14 protein-coding genes are annotated in these 15,013 nt (G+C 45.6%); 6 read left to right on the forward strand and 8 right to left on the reverse strand.

What is annotated here, in order from left to right; all coding sequences use genetic code 11:
• Window positions 1-615 precede the first annotated feature (615 nt).
• The gene (locus BJP34_RS50545; protein ID WP_149031178.1) at window positions 616-762 is read left to right on the forward strand and encodes a helix-turn-helix domain-containing protein; all 147 of its coding nucleotides are present in this window, start codon (window positions 616-618) and stop codon (window positions 760-762) included.
• Between the two features lie 2,309 nt (window positions 763-3,071).
• On the opposite strand, the gene BJP34_RS44510 is transcribed toward BJP34_RS50545, so the two are convergent.
• The 5 genes from BJP34_RS44510 to BJP34_RS25500 form a co-directional block, all read right to left on the reverse strand.
• Window positions 3,072-3,233 carry a hypothetical protein gene (locus tag BJP34_RS44510; protein WP_158517474.1) on the reverse strand — a complete coding sequence of 54 codons (162 nt, stop codon included), beginning with the start codon at window positions 3,231-3,233 and terminating at the stop codon, window positions 3,072-3,074.
• Between the two features lie 40 nt (window positions 3,234-3,273).
• Complete coding sequence (locus tag BJP34_RS25485) at window positions 3,274-4,962, reverse strand: ribulose bisphosphate carboxylase small subunit (protein ID WP_070394759.1); 1,689 nt, start codon at window positions 4,960-4,962, stop codon at window positions 3,274-3,276.
• Between the two features lie 291 nt (window positions 4,963-5,253).
• The gene (locus BJP34_RS25490) at window positions 5,254-5,553 is read right to left on the reverse strand and encodes a EutN/CcmL family microcompartment protein (RefSeq protein ID WP_008185074.1); all 300 of its coding nucleotides are present in this window, start codon (window positions 5,551-5,553) and stop codon (window positions 5,254-5,256) included.
• A 168-nt stretch (window positions 5,554-5,721) separates the two neighbouring features.
• Window positions 5,722-6,063, reverse strand: a complete 342-nt coding sequence (locus BJP34_RS25495; RefSeq protein WP_044493402.1) for a carbon dioxide-concentrating mechanism protein CcmK — start codon at window positions 6,061-6,063, stop codon at window positions 5,722-5,724.
• 182 nt (window positions 6,064-6,245) lie between these two features.
• Window positions 6,246-6,557, reverse strand: coding sequence for a carbon dioxide-concentrating mechanism protein CcmK (locus BJP34_RS25500; protein WP_008185070.1), 312 nt, complete (start codon window positions 6,555-6,557; stop codon window positions 6,246-6,248).
• Between the two features lie 1,045 nt (window positions 6,558-7,602).
• Here BJP34_RS25500 and BJP34_RS25505 point away from each other — a divergent pair.
• Window positions 7,603-9,495: an NAD(P)H-quinone oxidoreductase subunit F gene (locus tag BJP34_RS25505; protein ID WP_070394760.1), complete on the forward strand. Its 1,893-nt coding sequence runs from the start codon at window positions 7,603-7,605 to the stop codon at window positions 9,493-9,495.
• An 86-nt stretch (window positions 9,496-9,581) separates the two neighbouring features.
• On the opposite strand, the gene BJP34_RS40925 is transcribed toward BJP34_RS25505, so the two are convergent.
• Window positions 9,582-9,806 carry a hypothetical protein gene (locus BJP34_RS40925; protein WP_149031179.1) on the reverse strand — a complete coding sequence of 75 codons (225 nt, stop codon included), beginning with the start codon at window positions 9,804-9,806 and terminating at the stop codon, window positions 9,582-9,584.
• Here BJP34_RS40925 and BJP34_RS40930 point away from each other — a divergent pair.
• The 4 genes from BJP34_RS40930 (at window position 9,785) to BJP34_RS25515 (ending at window position 13,217) form a co-directional block, all read left to right on the forward strand.
• Window positions 9,785-10,018 (forward strand): hypothetical protein, encoded by a 234-nt coding sequence (locus tag BJP34_RS40930; protein ID WP_149031180.1) that lies wholly within the window; start codon window positions 9,785-9,787, stop codon window positions 10,016-10,018. The two genes, BJP34_RS40925 and BJP34_RS40930, sit on opposite strands and share 22 nt — an antisense overlap.
• Window positions 10,019-10,048: 30 nt before the next feature.
• On the forward strand, window positions 10,049-11,545 hold the full coding sequence (locus BJP34_RS25510) for an NADH-quinone oxidoreductase subunit M (protein ID WP_070394761.1): 1,497 nt from the start codon (window positions 10,049-10,051) through the stop codon (window positions 11,543-11,545).
• Window positions 11,546-11,717: 172 nt separating this feature from the next.
• Window positions 11,718-11,849, forward strand: coding sequence for a hypothetical protein (locus tag BJP34_RS49460; RefSeq protein WP_267876377.1), 132 nt, complete (start codon window positions 11,718-11,720; stop codon window positions 11,847-11,849).
• Window positions 11,850-12,071: 222 nt separating this feature from the next.
• Complete coding sequence (locus BJP34_RS25515) at window positions 12,072-13,217, forward strand: CO2 hydration protein (RefSeq protein ID WP_070394762.1); 1,146 nt, start codon at window positions 12,072-12,074, stop codon at window positions 13,215-13,217.
• Here BJP34_RS25515 and BJP34_RS25520 read toward each other — a convergent pair.
• Window positions 13,214-14,482 (reverse strand): glutamate-5-semialdehyde dehydrogenase, encoded by a 1,269-nt coding sequence (locus BJP34_RS25520; protein ID WP_070394763.1) that lies wholly within the window; start codon window positions 14,480-14,482, stop codon window positions 13,214-13,216. The two genes, BJP34_RS25515 and BJP34_RS25520, sit on opposite strands and share 4 nt — an antisense overlap.
• A 6-nt stretch (window positions 14,483-14,488) precedes the next feature.
• Complete coding sequence (locus tag BJP34_RS25525) at window positions 14,489-14,896, reverse strand: hypothetical protein (RefSeq protein ID WP_070394764.1); 408 nt, start codon at window positions 14,894-14,896, stop codon at window positions 14,489-14,491.
• Between the last annotated feature and the right edge of the window lie 117 nt (window positions 14,897-15,013).

The raw sequence follows: 15,013 nt of genomic DNA on the forward strand, positions 1-15,013 counted from the left end.
CNAGTGTGAGATAGCCTGCCCCCGTAACGCACCACCGANTTCNCGCATCAAAAATTCAGATACACCCCTTTTTTTTTTAACAGTAGGAAATATNAANAGGATTTTTTTGTTATGATNAAATTATTAAGGATTTATCATAATCTCTTTTAAACTAANANGAGTTAGCTTNAATTATAGTCACCTAAAAAAACCATGTNCAATACTTTATCNAAAACCCCTAAANNTGCCNATGNNCAAATTGCCTTGATTAGTATAGGATTTNTAANAGTATGAATTAATTAATTTTNAAANTTAGCCAAAAAATATAATANAAAAACCTCCATCTCCCCATCTCCCCANNTCNCCCCATCNCCNCACCACCTTTNCCACCCTCCCATTCTCCCCATCTCCCCACACTTCCCAACCCNCCCCATCTCCCCACACACNNCCNNCCTCCCNNCNNCCCACACTTCCCACNCTCCCCATCTCCCATCNCCCATCTCCCCATCTCCCCATCTCCCCATCTCCCCATCTCTCCATCTCCCTACTCCCTAAGANGAAAGTCCCTTCCACCTAATTGAGAACCACTACAGCCNATAATATGTAAAGCGCAATAAAANCTAGGAGGTGATCGTGATGCTGCTCAACTACCAATACCAGGCTTATCCAAGTAGTCAACAAAAACTAGAACTAAATGATTGGCTACGGATTTGTCGGTACTGGTACAACTGGCAGTTGGGCGATCGCTTTCGGTGGTGGAATGAAAAACCGCACTGCTGTTAATTCTTGTCCCGTTGATTACTTATCTACCAGAACTCAGAGATAACCCCGGGTTATTTCAGTCAAAAAAAGCTGTTACCTCTGGGAAAAAAGACTTGGTGACAGTTGTCCACTCAGGTGAATTGCTGGACTTTACCCGAGTTCCGGCGAATACTTTACAGGACGTATGTAAAAGAGCAGACCTAGCTTTCAGTCCGATTCATCAAAGGCGATTGTAATGGTAGTCGTAGCGGGAAAACCTAGATTTAAAAATCAAGCTAGATACAGGACTTTAAAGATAGATGGGAAAGACTGTTTTTCTGTAGCTAGAATCGAGAGGAAATGGATATTGCTTAAAGATAAGTAAACNCAAGGGCTGGCCNNAAGTACGACTACATCGTCCGCTGCCCGACGGGTTTAAGCTCAAGAATATTCTAATCACCAAAAGAAAACCATGGTTGGTAAACAACCCTTATGCTTAGAAAGATTCTACAGTACCAACGCTTACACCAAAAANGNTTTTCCCACTTGGGGATAATAGCATAGGTTGGGATGCGGTACTTTACAAGAGACGATTTATCTAGCAACATCTGAAAACACCAAAACTACCTTCACTTAAGTCTTACCGTAAAAANTCATTCTGATTTAGAAAAGGTACANAAAAAAAAAGAATGCCAGACAAAAGGNAGTAAAGCTAGAAGGAAATTGCAATCGCGTGAAGCGAGAATACATTCAACGGATTGCTNAGGAGCCGGAAGGATTATGCCTATAAAACAGCTCATGCTCTGGTTAGAACCGGAAAAAAAGTTTCTATTTTATNAAATTTGAACTTAAANGGTTTAAATAAACGAAATAAACCCAAACCAGATGGGAAGGGTGGATATTTGCCTAATGGACAGTCTGCTAAATCTGGATTAAAAAAGTCTTGGTTGGACGCCAGGGTTTGGGCAGTTCTTTGAGGTACTGGGACTACATAGCTGGAAAAGCCTGGAGCAGTAACNAAAAAGTGTAACCCTGCCTATACCTCTCAGCTGTTAAGCTATCGAGACGAGTTTNTATTCACGGATTGCCNCCCGCGAGTATTGGGATGAGCAAGAAATGTTATTGGTTGAATCGCGACGTAAATGCTNGCAATTAACCTAAAACGAGTGGGGCTGGGGCGTGTTCCCACTATAAAACGCCGTAAAGGGAATCGGTTATAGATAGCTCTATAACTATANTANACCTCAAGGAAGTTTTAGTAGCTCTAAGGAGTGCTAGAAAGCTTACACTTAACGGTAGGGAAGTGTAGGAGCGTCACCTATGGAAGTGATCATGACCCGTAGGGGATACTTCTAGGAAGCTGTTANTGCGATCGCAAATTATTCGAATTGACCTTTGGTCNCGCTACGCGATGCTCCTTTGGAGCCGCTACGCGAACGCAAATTACGCGATCGCAAACAAGAGATGGATNTNAGGCAGCTANATGTATCTTTGCTAGGACTATTAAAAGATTGATTATAGGGAAACAAAGTATCCAGTAATCGGTTCAAGCTCCCCTGCCCATGAACAGTAGGCTGAGTCTTCGGAGCTGGTGATTCTGTCTGCGACTCCGCCGTCGTCTCAGCTTCAATAGTTTCTGTAGTATTCGTCTGTGTAGTATTCGTCTGTGTATTATTAGTCTGTGTATTATTAGTCTGTGTATTATTAGTCTCTATAGTATTAGTATCTGTTGTATCTGTAGCCACCGTATTACTAGTGGATGGCACTTGACCATTCACAGATTCCGTGGTGAAGCTTTGATCAGGTACAGTTGATGACAACTCCTGAGGTTTCTGCTCCAAGGTATCAGGAGTTGGTTGAGACTCTTCCGGTAATGGACGCCCCTTATCCCCCAACACCGACGCTGATGGCACAACTTGTAAGGATTCTACAGAATGATTCCAAATTGTCGTCAGGGAGCCAATACTAGCATTAGCGCCAATTTTTCCCTTCCCCACGACCAGAACCCCAGCGCCTAAACTCGCTCCTGATTCCACCTCCACAGTACCTTTGTGAGCATGAATAATTGCTCCCATACCGATACAAACACCGGCTGCAATCGTTATTTTACTATCTCGATCCGCTCGCAAAATTACCCCTGCTGAAATAACAGCACTAGGATCAATGCTCACATTTCCTTCCACGTATATATGAGAATTATTACTCAATTGAAGTTTAGGCAAGTGCATAATTTTTGGCACAGTAGACTTCGCCGCAGTTTTGGGGGTAAAGGGTTTTGGGTAAAGGGTTTTGGGATTAAATTTGACTCTAGCACTATCATTTTTGAGGGCTTCTTTACCGTTGCAAGAAGTCTAATACCTATAAATAAGCTGGTCTTGATTTAAATTAAATGGTTCTCGCAGCAAGGGAGTAGGGGGATAGGGTTTGACGGTTTGTTTTCTAAGGGATGCAGTACGGTATTGGGGCTTCTTCCCATCTCCCCACACTTCCCACACCTCCCACACTTCCCACACTTCCCTATCTGTTCCCTGTTCCCTGTGCTATGCTTATAAATTAAGGCTTTTGAATCAGCGTCTCTAGAACACGCCGTTTAGCTTTCGGATCAATACCAATCAACCGTATATACTCACCAGCATGTTCAACCATGCAGCCTTCTAGACCTTCAATCACCTCTGAAACCCGAGTAGAATCAATGGGGGAGCAACTCTGCCAAGAACTGGTGCGGAATCGACGTTTATCCGCATGTTCAGTACCAATGCGATAACCTTGGGACAACAAGCTACGGATCTGCTCAATGGTATCTTGACTCAAGGATGAACCAGAAACCTTGCTGCCATTGAATCCTGAGGATTTCGTTGAACGGGCAGTATAGCTAGGAGTACTACTAGTCTTAGGGGCAGATTTAGCAGCAGGCTTTGCAGTGTCCCCTGGTTTTTGAATAATCTTTTCCATCACCCGGCGCTTGGCTTTCGGGTCAATGCCAATCAGTCGGACATACTCACCAGCGTGGTCTGCCAAACAAGCCCCTAGGTCTGCCAAAGCTTGTGATACGTTATCGGAGCTTATGCCAGGGGCACTCTTCCAGGAACTAGTCCGGAAGCGACGCTCATCAGCATACTCAATACCAATCCGATACCCTTGGGACAACAGTTGACGAACTAGATCATCCACTGATGACTCTAAGCCATTACTAGACACAGCCGCAGGACGTTGGGGAGCAGAGCTGTAGGGGCTGTAGCTTTTTGAACCAGATCCAGTGGAACTCCGAGACACTTGGCCACCCGGTTTTTGGATAATCTCTTCACACACCCGGCGCTTAGCTTTCGGGTCAATCCCAATTAGTCGGACATACTCACCAGCGTGGTCTGCCAGACAATCACCCAAGGATTGGAGCACTTCTGATTCACGATCGGAGTGTATTCCGGAAGCACTCTTCCAGGAACTAGTACGGAAGCGACGCTCATCAGCATATTCAGCACCAATTCGGTATCCTTGGCCTAACAGTTGACGAACTCGTTGTTGAAGCTCTGAACTTAATCCTGTATTTGAAGACATTGATCTGAAAGATTTATGGGAACTATCAGGGCTACTATGACCATTAGAGTCAGCATTGTCAGCAATTTCCTTACGGATGGGAATCATGCAGGAATCATCCTCTGCACACTGATAACCCTCCCGCAATGCATCATTGATTGCCACCACATGGTTAGCAAACGTTCTATCTTGCTCTTCTACATCCGGTAGTCGGTCAGCTTGCTGCTGATTAGTAATCACCGCTCCGGAAGGAACATATTTACCGGGAGGAATTTCGACATCCTGAACGAGGGCATGCATCATCACAATACAGCCCTTGCCAACTCTAGCATTAAACACCGTAGAGCGAAAGCCAATAAAGCAATCATCCGCAACATAAGCAGGACCATGAATCAGGCTCATGTGGGTAATCGATGCATCCTTGCCAATCCAAACTGAGTACTCTTTCTGGTCATCCCCAACAACCCGACCGTCTTCAAGACCATGAATCACAACACCATCTTGAATATTGGTACCTTCACCGATGTAAAATGGTCCCCCTTCATCAGCTCGAATCGAGGTTCCCGAGGCAATCAATACATCTGGCCCAATCTCTACATCTCCAATAATGTTGGAAAAAGAATGGACATAAGCTGTGTCATCAATTTTTGGTTCAGCCAGATCCCGTGACCAAGGTGTTGGGGGAGCTGCCTGGGTGCTAAATGCCATAGATGTTTTCCTCCTAATTTTTATTTGAGATACACTGTCATGAAATAGATTTTTGTCAAGCCCCACACTTGAGGATTGGGGGTTAGTTATTTCTGCTGCTCCCACTCGGGAATTGTAATCACGCAGAAATTGCTGGATTGTTAATAGTTAACCTCTACCGTTATGGCTTATCGTTACAAATAACTGCTTTGGAAAGCAAAAGGGCCCAAGTCAGAATCGAGCAATGGATAACAAGCCATAAGCTACTACCCAAAGCTACTACCCAAAGCTACTATTGTCCGAACCTACTCACTAATACTGGTCTTTTTTGCTGTAGAGCATGCTATTGTCCACACTGACCGTGTCAATAATCCCCACCACCATAGCGTCGATGGGACGCTTGTCACTCTCACCAACTTGCCGAGCCGCGCTGCCACGGCTGACTAGCACCCACTCATTTATACCAGCACCGACTATGTCAGCTGCTACCTCATACTTGGGGAGTGGCTCTCCTGCATCATCTAGGTATTGCAGGAAAAGGAATTTAGTTCCTCTAAGACTAGGATCTTTATAAGTACTAACGACCGTGCCTCGGACCTTGGCAATTTGCATTGACCTAACTTATTAACAGGACTTGGGGTGACAGGACTTGGGGGGAGATGGATTAGGGAGCAGTTATATGGCCAAGCCAAAACTAGTGGATCAAGCAATCTCTCCCCTCATGGTAAGCAAATCCCCTACTTGACACCGGCATGTCTTGAATCTCAAATTGGCGGACGATTATGGACGGTTCATCGGACGGATGGCGTTAGTACTCTCCCGGAACTGTTCCACATCTTCGGTATAACGAATTGGTAGAACATACTCCAGGTTTTCGTGAGGTCGAGCAATAATATGGGTAGATAATACCTGACCTCCATTAACACGCTTAACGTTATCAACCCCAGCAGATACGGAAGCTTGCACCTCAGACACATCTCCCCGCACAATCACGGTTACACGAGCGCTACCAATTTTTTCATAACCCACAAGGGTGACACGAGCCGCTTTCACCATAGCATCTGCGGCTTCTACAACCGCTGGAAAACCAAGGGTTTCCACCATTCCCACAGCAATTGACATGAATTTTACTCCTAGACGTTTATCAAGATTTTGATCAACCCACGCGCTGACCACACGTGGGATGGTTGTGACGGCATATAAGCCCTTAAGCTAAACCTATAGTCACTGCATACCAACGAGTTCAGCACCCAAGCTTGTGCCAATTGCCTCTAGACTCTCTATGGTTTTTAGGAGCATCTTGGCTAGTAGCTACGGAACTGTTCCACAGCTTCGCTGTAACGAATTGGTAGGACATACTCTAAGTTTTCATGGGGACGAGCGATGATGTGGGTGGATACCACCTTACCTCCATTCACCCGGTTTGCTGATTCTATTCCAGCAGATACGGAAGCTTGCACCTCGGAAACATCTCCCCGCACAATCACGGTTACACGAGCGCTACCGATTTTTTCATAACCCACAAGGGTGACGCGAGCGGCTTTAACCATCGCATCAGCTGCTTCTACAACAGCTGGAAAGCCCTCAGTTTCAATCATTCCAACAGCAATTGGCATTTCGCTTTTCTCCTAGTGGATTAGTCAAATAAGAGTGATGAACGCTCCCTAACTAACCTTGCAGTGTAGTTAGGGCAGTGTAGTTAGGGTTTCTATGGCATTGCAGATAACTGCAATGTTGCCGGGTAAATCGGCCTTTTCGATACACCGTCAGAACGTGAGCCGACCAAGCCCATTGCAGGTAGCTAACTCAGGTAGCTAAGTGTATTGGTCGTGCTTCTGTGCTTCCCTTGCTCCTCGCTTAATCCGCCTCATGGTTAGTTTGGGGGGGATTAAAGGGTGGAGGGGGGTGTGGGTTTGCCTAACCAAAAGTGATTGTTTCCCTGGCCAATAGGCCACGCTACGCTAACACCCCGGCTGAAACAAAGATAGTAGACGGGGAATGCCCTCAACATCTTTGTTTAAACGACAACCAAAACTAAGCATAGAGAACCTTGGCGTATTTGACAATATAAAATATGATAATACTTCTTAATGAGAGACCTTAACATAACTTAACATTACGAGGGGGTCAGCTAGATTAGTTAACGAAAATTCACCGTTTTGGAGAATGGTTGCTTTTGTTTTATAATTTTTTTATAACTTTTAGATAAGTAATCCTCACTCAACCCAGAATTTGAGTGCGGTCACCGAGTTCCTGGCTGACGGCACGGGGAACTGGGTCGCTCTAACCTGACTAAGCATAAATCGGTGGATAGATGGGTTGTCAAGCCTGATTTGACCTTTAATCCATTAGCTGGCTCGGTTGTCAAGCCCGACTTGACCTTGAATCCGTTAGCTTGCTCGGTTCTATAAAGGTTACTTGTCATGATGTCAAAACCCGTGGTTTATGGTAAAAATCAAAAAAATATTCGGTAAAAAACTGTCGAAATTATGCCCGAGATAACCGTTAACTGATAAAGTTATAAAAATACTAATGATTTAAGACAAATCACGACATTATTAGCTGTAAAGCGAGGAAAATCGTCACTTTAAAAATTCGTTTGGGCTAATTAGTACCGATTTTTATTTAATTGATTCAATGAAATGATGAGGTCAAGGCGTGATGACTGAGTTGCTTACTCAGACGATTTGGGTAGTTCCCATTTACGGTTGGATTGGGGCATTTTTAACTATCCCCTGGGCAACAGGAATAGTGCGTCGTACGGGACCAAGACCAGCGGCTTACTTTAACCTGTTGATGACACTTTTGGCCTGCATTCATGGCTGGCTGATCTTCCAGGCTTCATTACAGGAAGCAGTGCAAGAGATACAGTTTCACTGGCTAATGGTTGCTGATATTGATATATCTTTTGTTCTGGAAGTCTCACCAGTGAGTACTGGAGCAATGGAGTTTATCACCAGCCTAAGTCTATTGGCCCAACTCTATGCTCTCGGATATATGGAGAAAGATTGGGCATTAGCTCGCTTCTTTGCCCTGATGGGATTTTTTGAAGGGGCATTGATCGGGATTGTCTTGAGTAATTCCTTATTCCTGACTTACGCTCTGTTGGAAATGCTCACGGTGTGTACTTTGTTAATTGTGGGTTTTTGGTATGCTCAGCCTTTAGCACTCAAAGCTGCCCGAGATGCTTTTTTAACTAAGCGTGTAGGAGATATCTTGCTGCTAGTTGGGGTGGTGACCTTAGCGACCTTTGCGGGAAGCTTAACCTTTTCAGACTTGTATACCTGGGCTTATTCAGCTAATTTACCGCCACTGGTAGGTAACTTACTGGGATTGGCTTTGATTGCTGGTCCAATTGGTAAATGTGCCCAATTCCCCTTGAATTTATGGTTGGATGAGGCGATGGAGGGACCTAATCCTGCTTCAGTACTGCGAAATTCTTTGGTGGTGACTTGTGGTACTTATGTGCTGATTAAACTGGTGCCGATCGTGACCATGATCTCACCGTTGACCTTATCAGTGTTAGTAGTTATTGGTACTATCACAGCACTAGGAACCTCACTGGTAGCGATCGCACAAATCGATATTAAGCGATCGCTTTCCCATTCCACCAGCGCTTACATTGGTTTAGTATTTATCGCGGTTGGAATGCAGCGTGCTGATATTGGTGTGATTTTACTGGTTGCCCATGCCTGTGCTAAAGCTCTGATGTTCATGAGCATCGGGGGGGTAATCTTCAACACCAATAACCAAAATTTAGCTGAATTGGGGGGCTTATGGTCAAAAATGCCTGCTACTAGCACTGCCTTTGCCGTGGGTATGGTTGGTCTGATTGGACTTTTCCCCCTGGGTGGCTTTTGGGCAATGAGTGAAGGGATTAACGCCTTTTGGTTTGATGCCCCTCTTCTGGTCATACCCTTTCTCTTCGTGAACGCAGTTACTGCCTTAGGTTTAGTCCGGGTGTTTCGGCTAGTTTTCCTAGGGAAACCCCAAGCGAAGACCCGTCGAGCACCAGAAGTACCGTGGGCTATGGCTTTACCAATGGTAGCGTTAACGGTAGTGACATTGCTGGTACCCGTGCTAATACGTCCGATGGAATTGCTATCGGAATGGGAGGATCTCAATCTCCTAGCCGAGGTAAGCTTGATAATCTCTAGTGTCGTAGGTTGCACTACAGGGGCTTTAATTTACCTACCCAGAACCTGGTCGCGCTCAATTCGGATGCCGCTGAAATTGTTCCAAGACCTATTCGCCTATGACTTTTACCTGGACGAACTGTATCGTTACACCATCGTGTTTGCTGTTCTCCTATTTTCCAAGATTACAGCTTGGGTTGATAGATATATCGTTGATGGGTTAGTCAATCTGGTTGGTCTAGGAACAGTATTTAGTGGTCAAAGCCTAAAATACAGCGTTTCGGGTAAATCACAGTTTTATGTACTGACTATCCTTTTAGGAATCAGCTTATTAGCAATCTTCATCACCTGGCCCTTGAATCAGTGGTCTTGGAGTCAGTGGTCATTGGAGCAGTGGTCATTGTTGATAGGTGATTAGTTGAACGCGCACCCGTGGCCAATAGGCCAAGGTTAGCAGGTTGTTCGCCTTTGGCGTTCCCGTAGGGTAGGTTAGCAGGTTGAAGGTTAGCCCGTTGAACGCGCACGGGTGGCCAATAGGCCAAGGTTAGCCCGTTGTTCGCCTTTGGCGTTCCCGTAGGGTAGGTTAGCAGGTTGAAAGTTAGCCCGTTGAACGCGCACGGGTGGCCAATAGGCCAAGGTTAGCAGGTTGTTCGCCTTTGGCGTTCCCGTAGGGTAGGTTAGCAGGTTGAAGGTTAGCCCTTTGACTGTTGAACCTTCAACCCCAAACAACCTTCAACCCCAAACAACCTTCAACCTTCAACCTTGGCCTTTCGGCCACGCGATCGCGTTCAACCAAACAACCTTCAACCTTCAACCTTCAACCTTCAACCTTGGCCTTTCGGCCACGCGATCGCGTTCAACCAAACAACCTTGGCCTTTCGGCCACGCGATCGCGTTCAACCAAACAACCTGCAACCAAACAACCCCATAAGAACAGTTAGTAAAACAATGATGAGGAGACTGGTCGATTTATGCTGAGTGCCTTGATTTTGGTACCAATACTGAGTGCCGCGATAGTGGGGTTTTGGCCCGGGAATGTCACGGCTAAAGCAGCTCGTCAAGTTGCCTTGGTGGTTACTGGTGGTATTTTCCTCTGGTCAGTAATATTGATGACCATGTTTAACCCCGGTGACGTAAATCTACAATTTCAGGAAAATATTCCTTGGATTCAGGCAATTGGTTTGACCTATAGTTTAGGGGTAGATGGTCTATCGTTGCCGTTACTGATCTTAAATGGTCTGCTAACCGCAATTGCCCTGTATTGCACAGATTCCAACACCATTCGGCCTAGGTTGTATTACGCTCTGATGCTCTTGCTCAATGGTGCTGTTGCCGGTGCCTTCCTAGCTCAGGATTTACTGCTGTTTTTTATCTTCTATGAGCTGGAACTGATTCCCCTATATTTGTTGATTGCCATTTGGGGGGGTAAGCGCAGAGGCTATGCTGCAACCAAGTTTCTCCTCTACACAGCCCTTTCCGGAGCCTTGGTTCTAGCGTCATTCCTGGGCTTAGTGTTTTTGAGTGGTTCCTCTAGCTTTAGCTACGCCGAGACCAGGGAGCTAGCATCATTACTACCCGTTGCTCAGCAATTAGTTCTCTTAGGAGCGGTTCTAATTGGCTTCGGGATTAAAATTCCCTTTGTGCCATTCCATACCTGGTTGCCAGATGCCCACGTGGAAGCATCAACCCCAGTTTCAATTCTATTAGCTGGTGTGCTCCTGAAATTAGGTACCTATGGTTTGTTGCGGTTTGGCTTAGGTTTGTTTCCGGAACCTTGGACAATTCTGGCACCTTGGTTGGGAATTTGGGCAGCAGTGAGTTCCCTCTACGGAGCGTTCAATGCCATTGTCCAGAAAGACATGAAAAAAATGGTGGCATATAGTTCTGTCGCTCACATGGCATACATTCTGTTAGCTGCTGCTGCTGCCACTAAGCTAGCGTTGGTATCCTCAGTTTTGCATATGATCAGTCACGGTTTAATATCAGCGCTACTGTTTTTATTAGTCGGTATCATTTATAAAAAAACTGGCTCACGGGATATCACTATCCTCAATGGTTTATTAAATCCGGAACGAGGTCTGCCAGTAGTTGGTAGTTTGATGGTGCTTGGTGTAATGGCTAGTGCTGGTATCCCTGGCATGGTGGGATTTATCTCTGAGTTTCTGGTCTACTGGGGTAGTCTCCAGGTATTACCAATCCCAACTATCCTATGCATGCTCAGCACCGGTTTAACGGTTGTTTACTTTTTACAACTAATTGGTGGAGCCTTCTTTGGTCGCCTGGCTACCCATTTAACTGATTTACCGACCGTTAAGTTCACAGAACAATTACCAGGGCTGGTTTTAGCCCTATTGATTGTGGTTCTGGGACTACAGCCAGGATGGTTACTTAATTTAAGTGAACCGATCACAGCAACTTTGGTAACGACACCACCGAATGTAGCTGTGAATGTATCAACCAATAGTTGAAGGTTAACAGGTTGAAGGTTAACAGGTTGAAGGTTAACAGGTTGAAGGTTAACAGGTTGAAGGTTAACAGGTTGAAGGTTAATCGGTTGAAGGTTAGTTGGTTGAAAGTTAGCTGGTTGAAAGTTAGCCCTTTGACTGTTGAACCTTGGCCAAAAGGCCACGCGCTGTCTTGATGCAGTCGCTCATGGCGCATGGGTCTGTGTGCGGAACCTGCGTCCGCACCTGTCTTGATGCAGTCGCTCATGGGGGGAACCCCCAAGACCGCGCTGCATCGCTCTCCAGCCCCGTGGAAACCCCCGCATGAAGGCGCTGCATCGCTTCGCAGCAAAGCGGGACGCGCGTCCATCCCGTTCAACCAAAAAACCTTCAACCCCTAAAAAACCTTCAACCTTCAACCCCTTTAAAACCTTCAAGCCCTTTAAAACCTTCACCCTTCAACCCCTTTAAAAACTTCAACCCCTAAAAAACCTTCAACCTTCAACCCGAAACAACATTCAACCCCTAAAAAACCTTCACCCTAATTATTATGGTAGTTAGCCAAAAATCCAAACCAAAGCATCCCCTAGAGGAGTATATAAAGCGACTACAAACTGGTAGTGCCCTGCTATCGGATTCCCCAGAAAACCTGATGGAAGTAGTGGGTATACTTCATAGCTACGGCATTGTTTTAGATGCTTACTCCCGCAATCTTATCTACACTGCAGATCATCAATTTTTAGTATTTTTCCCCTTCTTTAAATACTTTAATGGGGATATTTCATTTTCAAAGCTTTTGCGTCATTGGTGGCACGACCGAATTAACTTTGAGTACGCCGAATACTGTATGCGCTCGATGTTATGGCACGGTGGTGGGGGCTTAGATAGTCATCTCGATACCGATGAATTTAAGCAGCGATGTGCCGAAGCAATTCAGGCAAAGTTTAAGAGCAATCCCTTGATGCTGGGAATGAACAAGCTATTTCCTGAATTCCTGCCCGAACAAGTGCGAATGCTTGCCTATACCAGTGGATTAGGGCAATTCTGGCGGGTGATGAGTGATATATTCATGTCCCTATCTCAGGGCTATGACGAAGGGGAAATTACGTCGATTCCCCAAGTGGTAGACCATATTAAAGCAGGGTTAGTCGCAGCAGCAAACAAACCCATTACCTATGCCCCTCAGATTGGTGATAAAAGGTATGAGATTATTCCCGAATCAGTTGGTTTGACCTTCCTGTCTGATACAGGAGTACCCTATGTAGAGGCAATTTTCTTCCGGGGAACACCCTTTCTGGGGACAGTATCTCTGAATGCCCAAGCCTACCAGATTTCTCCAGATCAAACCCGATTTACCTATGGCGCATTGTATGCTGACCCATTGCCTATTGGTGGTTCTGGAATTCCACCGACATTGCTGATGCAGGATATGAGGCATTATCTACCCAAGTATCTCAGGGATTTTTATATGCGATCGCATCGGGGTGAAATTGACTTGCGGGTCAGAATATGCGAGACTTTCCAGAAATCTATGTTTTGTGTTACTACAGCTGCGATTTTGGGGCTAGCCCCTCATCCCATGGATACCACAGATCCTGGTGAACTTGACGAAAATCGAGCGTATTTGGAATACTGGATGGATCGATTGATCCCCTCCCGCTTGAGAGCAGCTAATGGTCAAATGACCAACGCCTAAAACTGTCCATTACCCTGAACTACGTGTTTAAGGGTAGTGAGAGTCTCCAGGCTAATCATGCCGCGATAATGTCCTTTTTGGTTAGACATACCTAGAAACACGGAGTCTCCTGGTTGCGGATTCCGTGAAAATCTTGGTGAGGAATTAATGTAAACCGATGCACTATCTACACCTAAGGCAAACTGACGGCTTTCCTGATAAGAATCTGTCACCAGGCAGTCAGCATGACCGCTACTATATTGATTAATCCAAGCAATCCCTGACTCTATAGAATCTAGCACTTTCAAGGCAATAGTTTTGGTCAAGTAGGCTTGACCCCACTCGGATTCTGCTGCCAAGGTCAATTGTTCAGGAAACTTAGCCACTAGATTGGCATCACCTCTGAGTTCAAAACCATTTTCCTTCAGGTTATTCAACAGGGTAACTAAGGCAGAGGTTTTCTGATTCTGATTAATCAGAATCTTTTCAATAGCATTGACCGGATCCGGCTGACTGGCGTGGCTATCTAAAACTATATATCTAACCAGATCAACGTCACCATTAGCAGACCAGTAAAGGTAGCAGTTACCCATGGCCGATTGCAAAACCGGTGCCGTTGATTGTTGGATCACCTGCTTGAGTAGGGTTGGTCGTCCGTGGGGAATTACCAAATTCAGATATGGATTTTGAGTGACCAAATCCCGAATCGAAGCTCCCTGTCCAGAGGGCAATAGTTCCAAACATCCGGTTGGCAAACCGACCTCATCCAAAGCATTTTGCAACGCTTGAGCAATCACCTGGTTAGACTGACTGGCTTCGCTACTGCCTTTGAGAATCAGGGAGTTACCAGTTTTGACACAAAAGCCTGCGGCAATTGCACCTAGTTCAGGAAATGCCTCATAAATTAGAGCAATCACTCCCAACGGCATTAGCTGACAGTAGGTCTGAGATTGGTCAGTTTGGTAAGAGGCGTTCATCACCCGCCGGATTGGATCAGATGACTTTCCAATCCTTTCCAGGATTGCGATCGCCATCTGTAGCCTTTCTGGTGTTAGCTTCAGCCAGTCCAAAATTAGATCTGGCACTGCCATGTCCCTACTGGTTTCCAGATCTAGGGTGTTAGCTTCCAAAATATCATCAAAGGAGTTTCGCATTCCTTGAGCCATAGCCTCGATGCCACGAGAGCGCTCTTCTCCCTTGGTGTTTGCCAATGCCCAAGAAGCATGGTGGACACTGGCCATTAAATCATGTAACTTCGAGGCCTTGCTCCCAGAGTCTGTGTTCATTGTTAGTTAACGCCGGTAAGCTAGCCAAACCATCATAGCCGGAAGTACTGCTAGGAGTACTGCCAGTAATGCCCAGACTATGATACCTGGCCCTTTTTGGGAGTGAAGTGCCAAAGGCAACCAGACAATCAGCAGAACTAAGACAATACCCAAGGCTACAGGTAAGTAGCTTTCACCAAGACTACCATGGATTGTATACCAACGATGTCCTGTCCAACGCCAAGCTTTTTTATAGGGGTAGTGGGTGGATAGTTGCTCCATCACATAACCACTTTCGTCTACCACAAAAATTTGCTGACAGCGATTGCAGCCAAGGGCTTCTGTCAGTGTAATTGGCACTAAATGACCCCGACGCCGACAAGGGCAGGGATACTCGGAGTTTAAGTCAATCTTTTGACCCTTTTGAGATTGCACAAGCGTTATTAAAAACCAAAAGACATCTGCTTAGGTGTATCAAAAAACCTTTAATTGGTAGTGCTGCATGATCGATATAAATATTAGAACACGCTAATAGCGTATCGTGTCCCCATA

Origin of the sequence: Moorena producens PAL-8-15-08-1 (genome assembly GCF_001767235.1) — a bacterium.
Classification (GTDB): domain Bacteria; phylum Cyanobacteriota; class Cyanobacteriia; order Cyanobacteriales; family Coleofasciculaceae; genus Moorena; species Moorena producens_A.

What these genes read in the sequence shown, in the direction of transcription:
- BJP34_RS50545 (WP_149031178.1), top strand. Translation starts at nt 616, where the DNA reads ATGCTGCTCAACTACCAATACCAGGCTTATCCAAGTAGTCAACAAAAA.
- BJP34_RS25485 (WP_070394759.1), bottom strand. Translation starts at nt 4,962, where the DNA reads ATGGCATTTAGCACCCAGGCAGCTCCCCCAACACCTTGGTCACGGGAT.
- BJP34_RS25490 (WP_008185074.1), bottom strand. Translation starts at nt 5,553, where the DNA reads ATGCAAATTGCCAAGGTCCGAGGCACGGTCGTTAGTACTTATAAAGAT.
- BJP34_RS25495 (WP_044493402.1), bottom strand. Translation starts at nt 6,063, where the DNA reads ATGTCAATTGCTGTGGGAATGGTGGAAACCCTTGGTTTTCCAGCGGTT.
- BJP34_RS25500 (WP_008185070.1), bottom strand. Translation starts at nt 6,557, where the DNA reads ATGCCAATTGCTGTTGGAATGATTGAAACTGAGGGCTTTCCAGCTGTT.
- BJP34_RS25505 (WP_070394760.1), top strand. Translation starts at nt 7,603, where the DNA reads ATGACTGAGTTGCTTACTCAGACGATTTGGGTAGTTCCCATTTACGGT.
- BJP34_RS25510 (WP_070394761.1), top strand. Translation starts at nt 10,049, where the DNA reads ATGCTGAGTGCCTTGATTTTGGTACCAATACTGAGTGCCGCGATAGTG.
- BJP34_RS49460 (WP_267876377.1), top strand. Translation starts at nt 11,718, where the DNA reads ATGCAGTCGCTCATGGCGCATGGGTCTGTGTGCGGAACCTGCGTCCGC.
- BJP34_RS25515 (WP_070394762.1), top strand. Translation starts at nt 12,072, where the DNA reads ATGGTAGTTAGCCAAAAATCCAAACCAAAGCATCCCCTAGAGGAGTAT.
- BJP34_RS25520 (WP_070394763.1), bottom strand. Translation starts at nt 14,482, where the DNA reads ATGAACACAGACTCTGGGAGCAAGGCCTCGAAGTTACATGATTTAATG.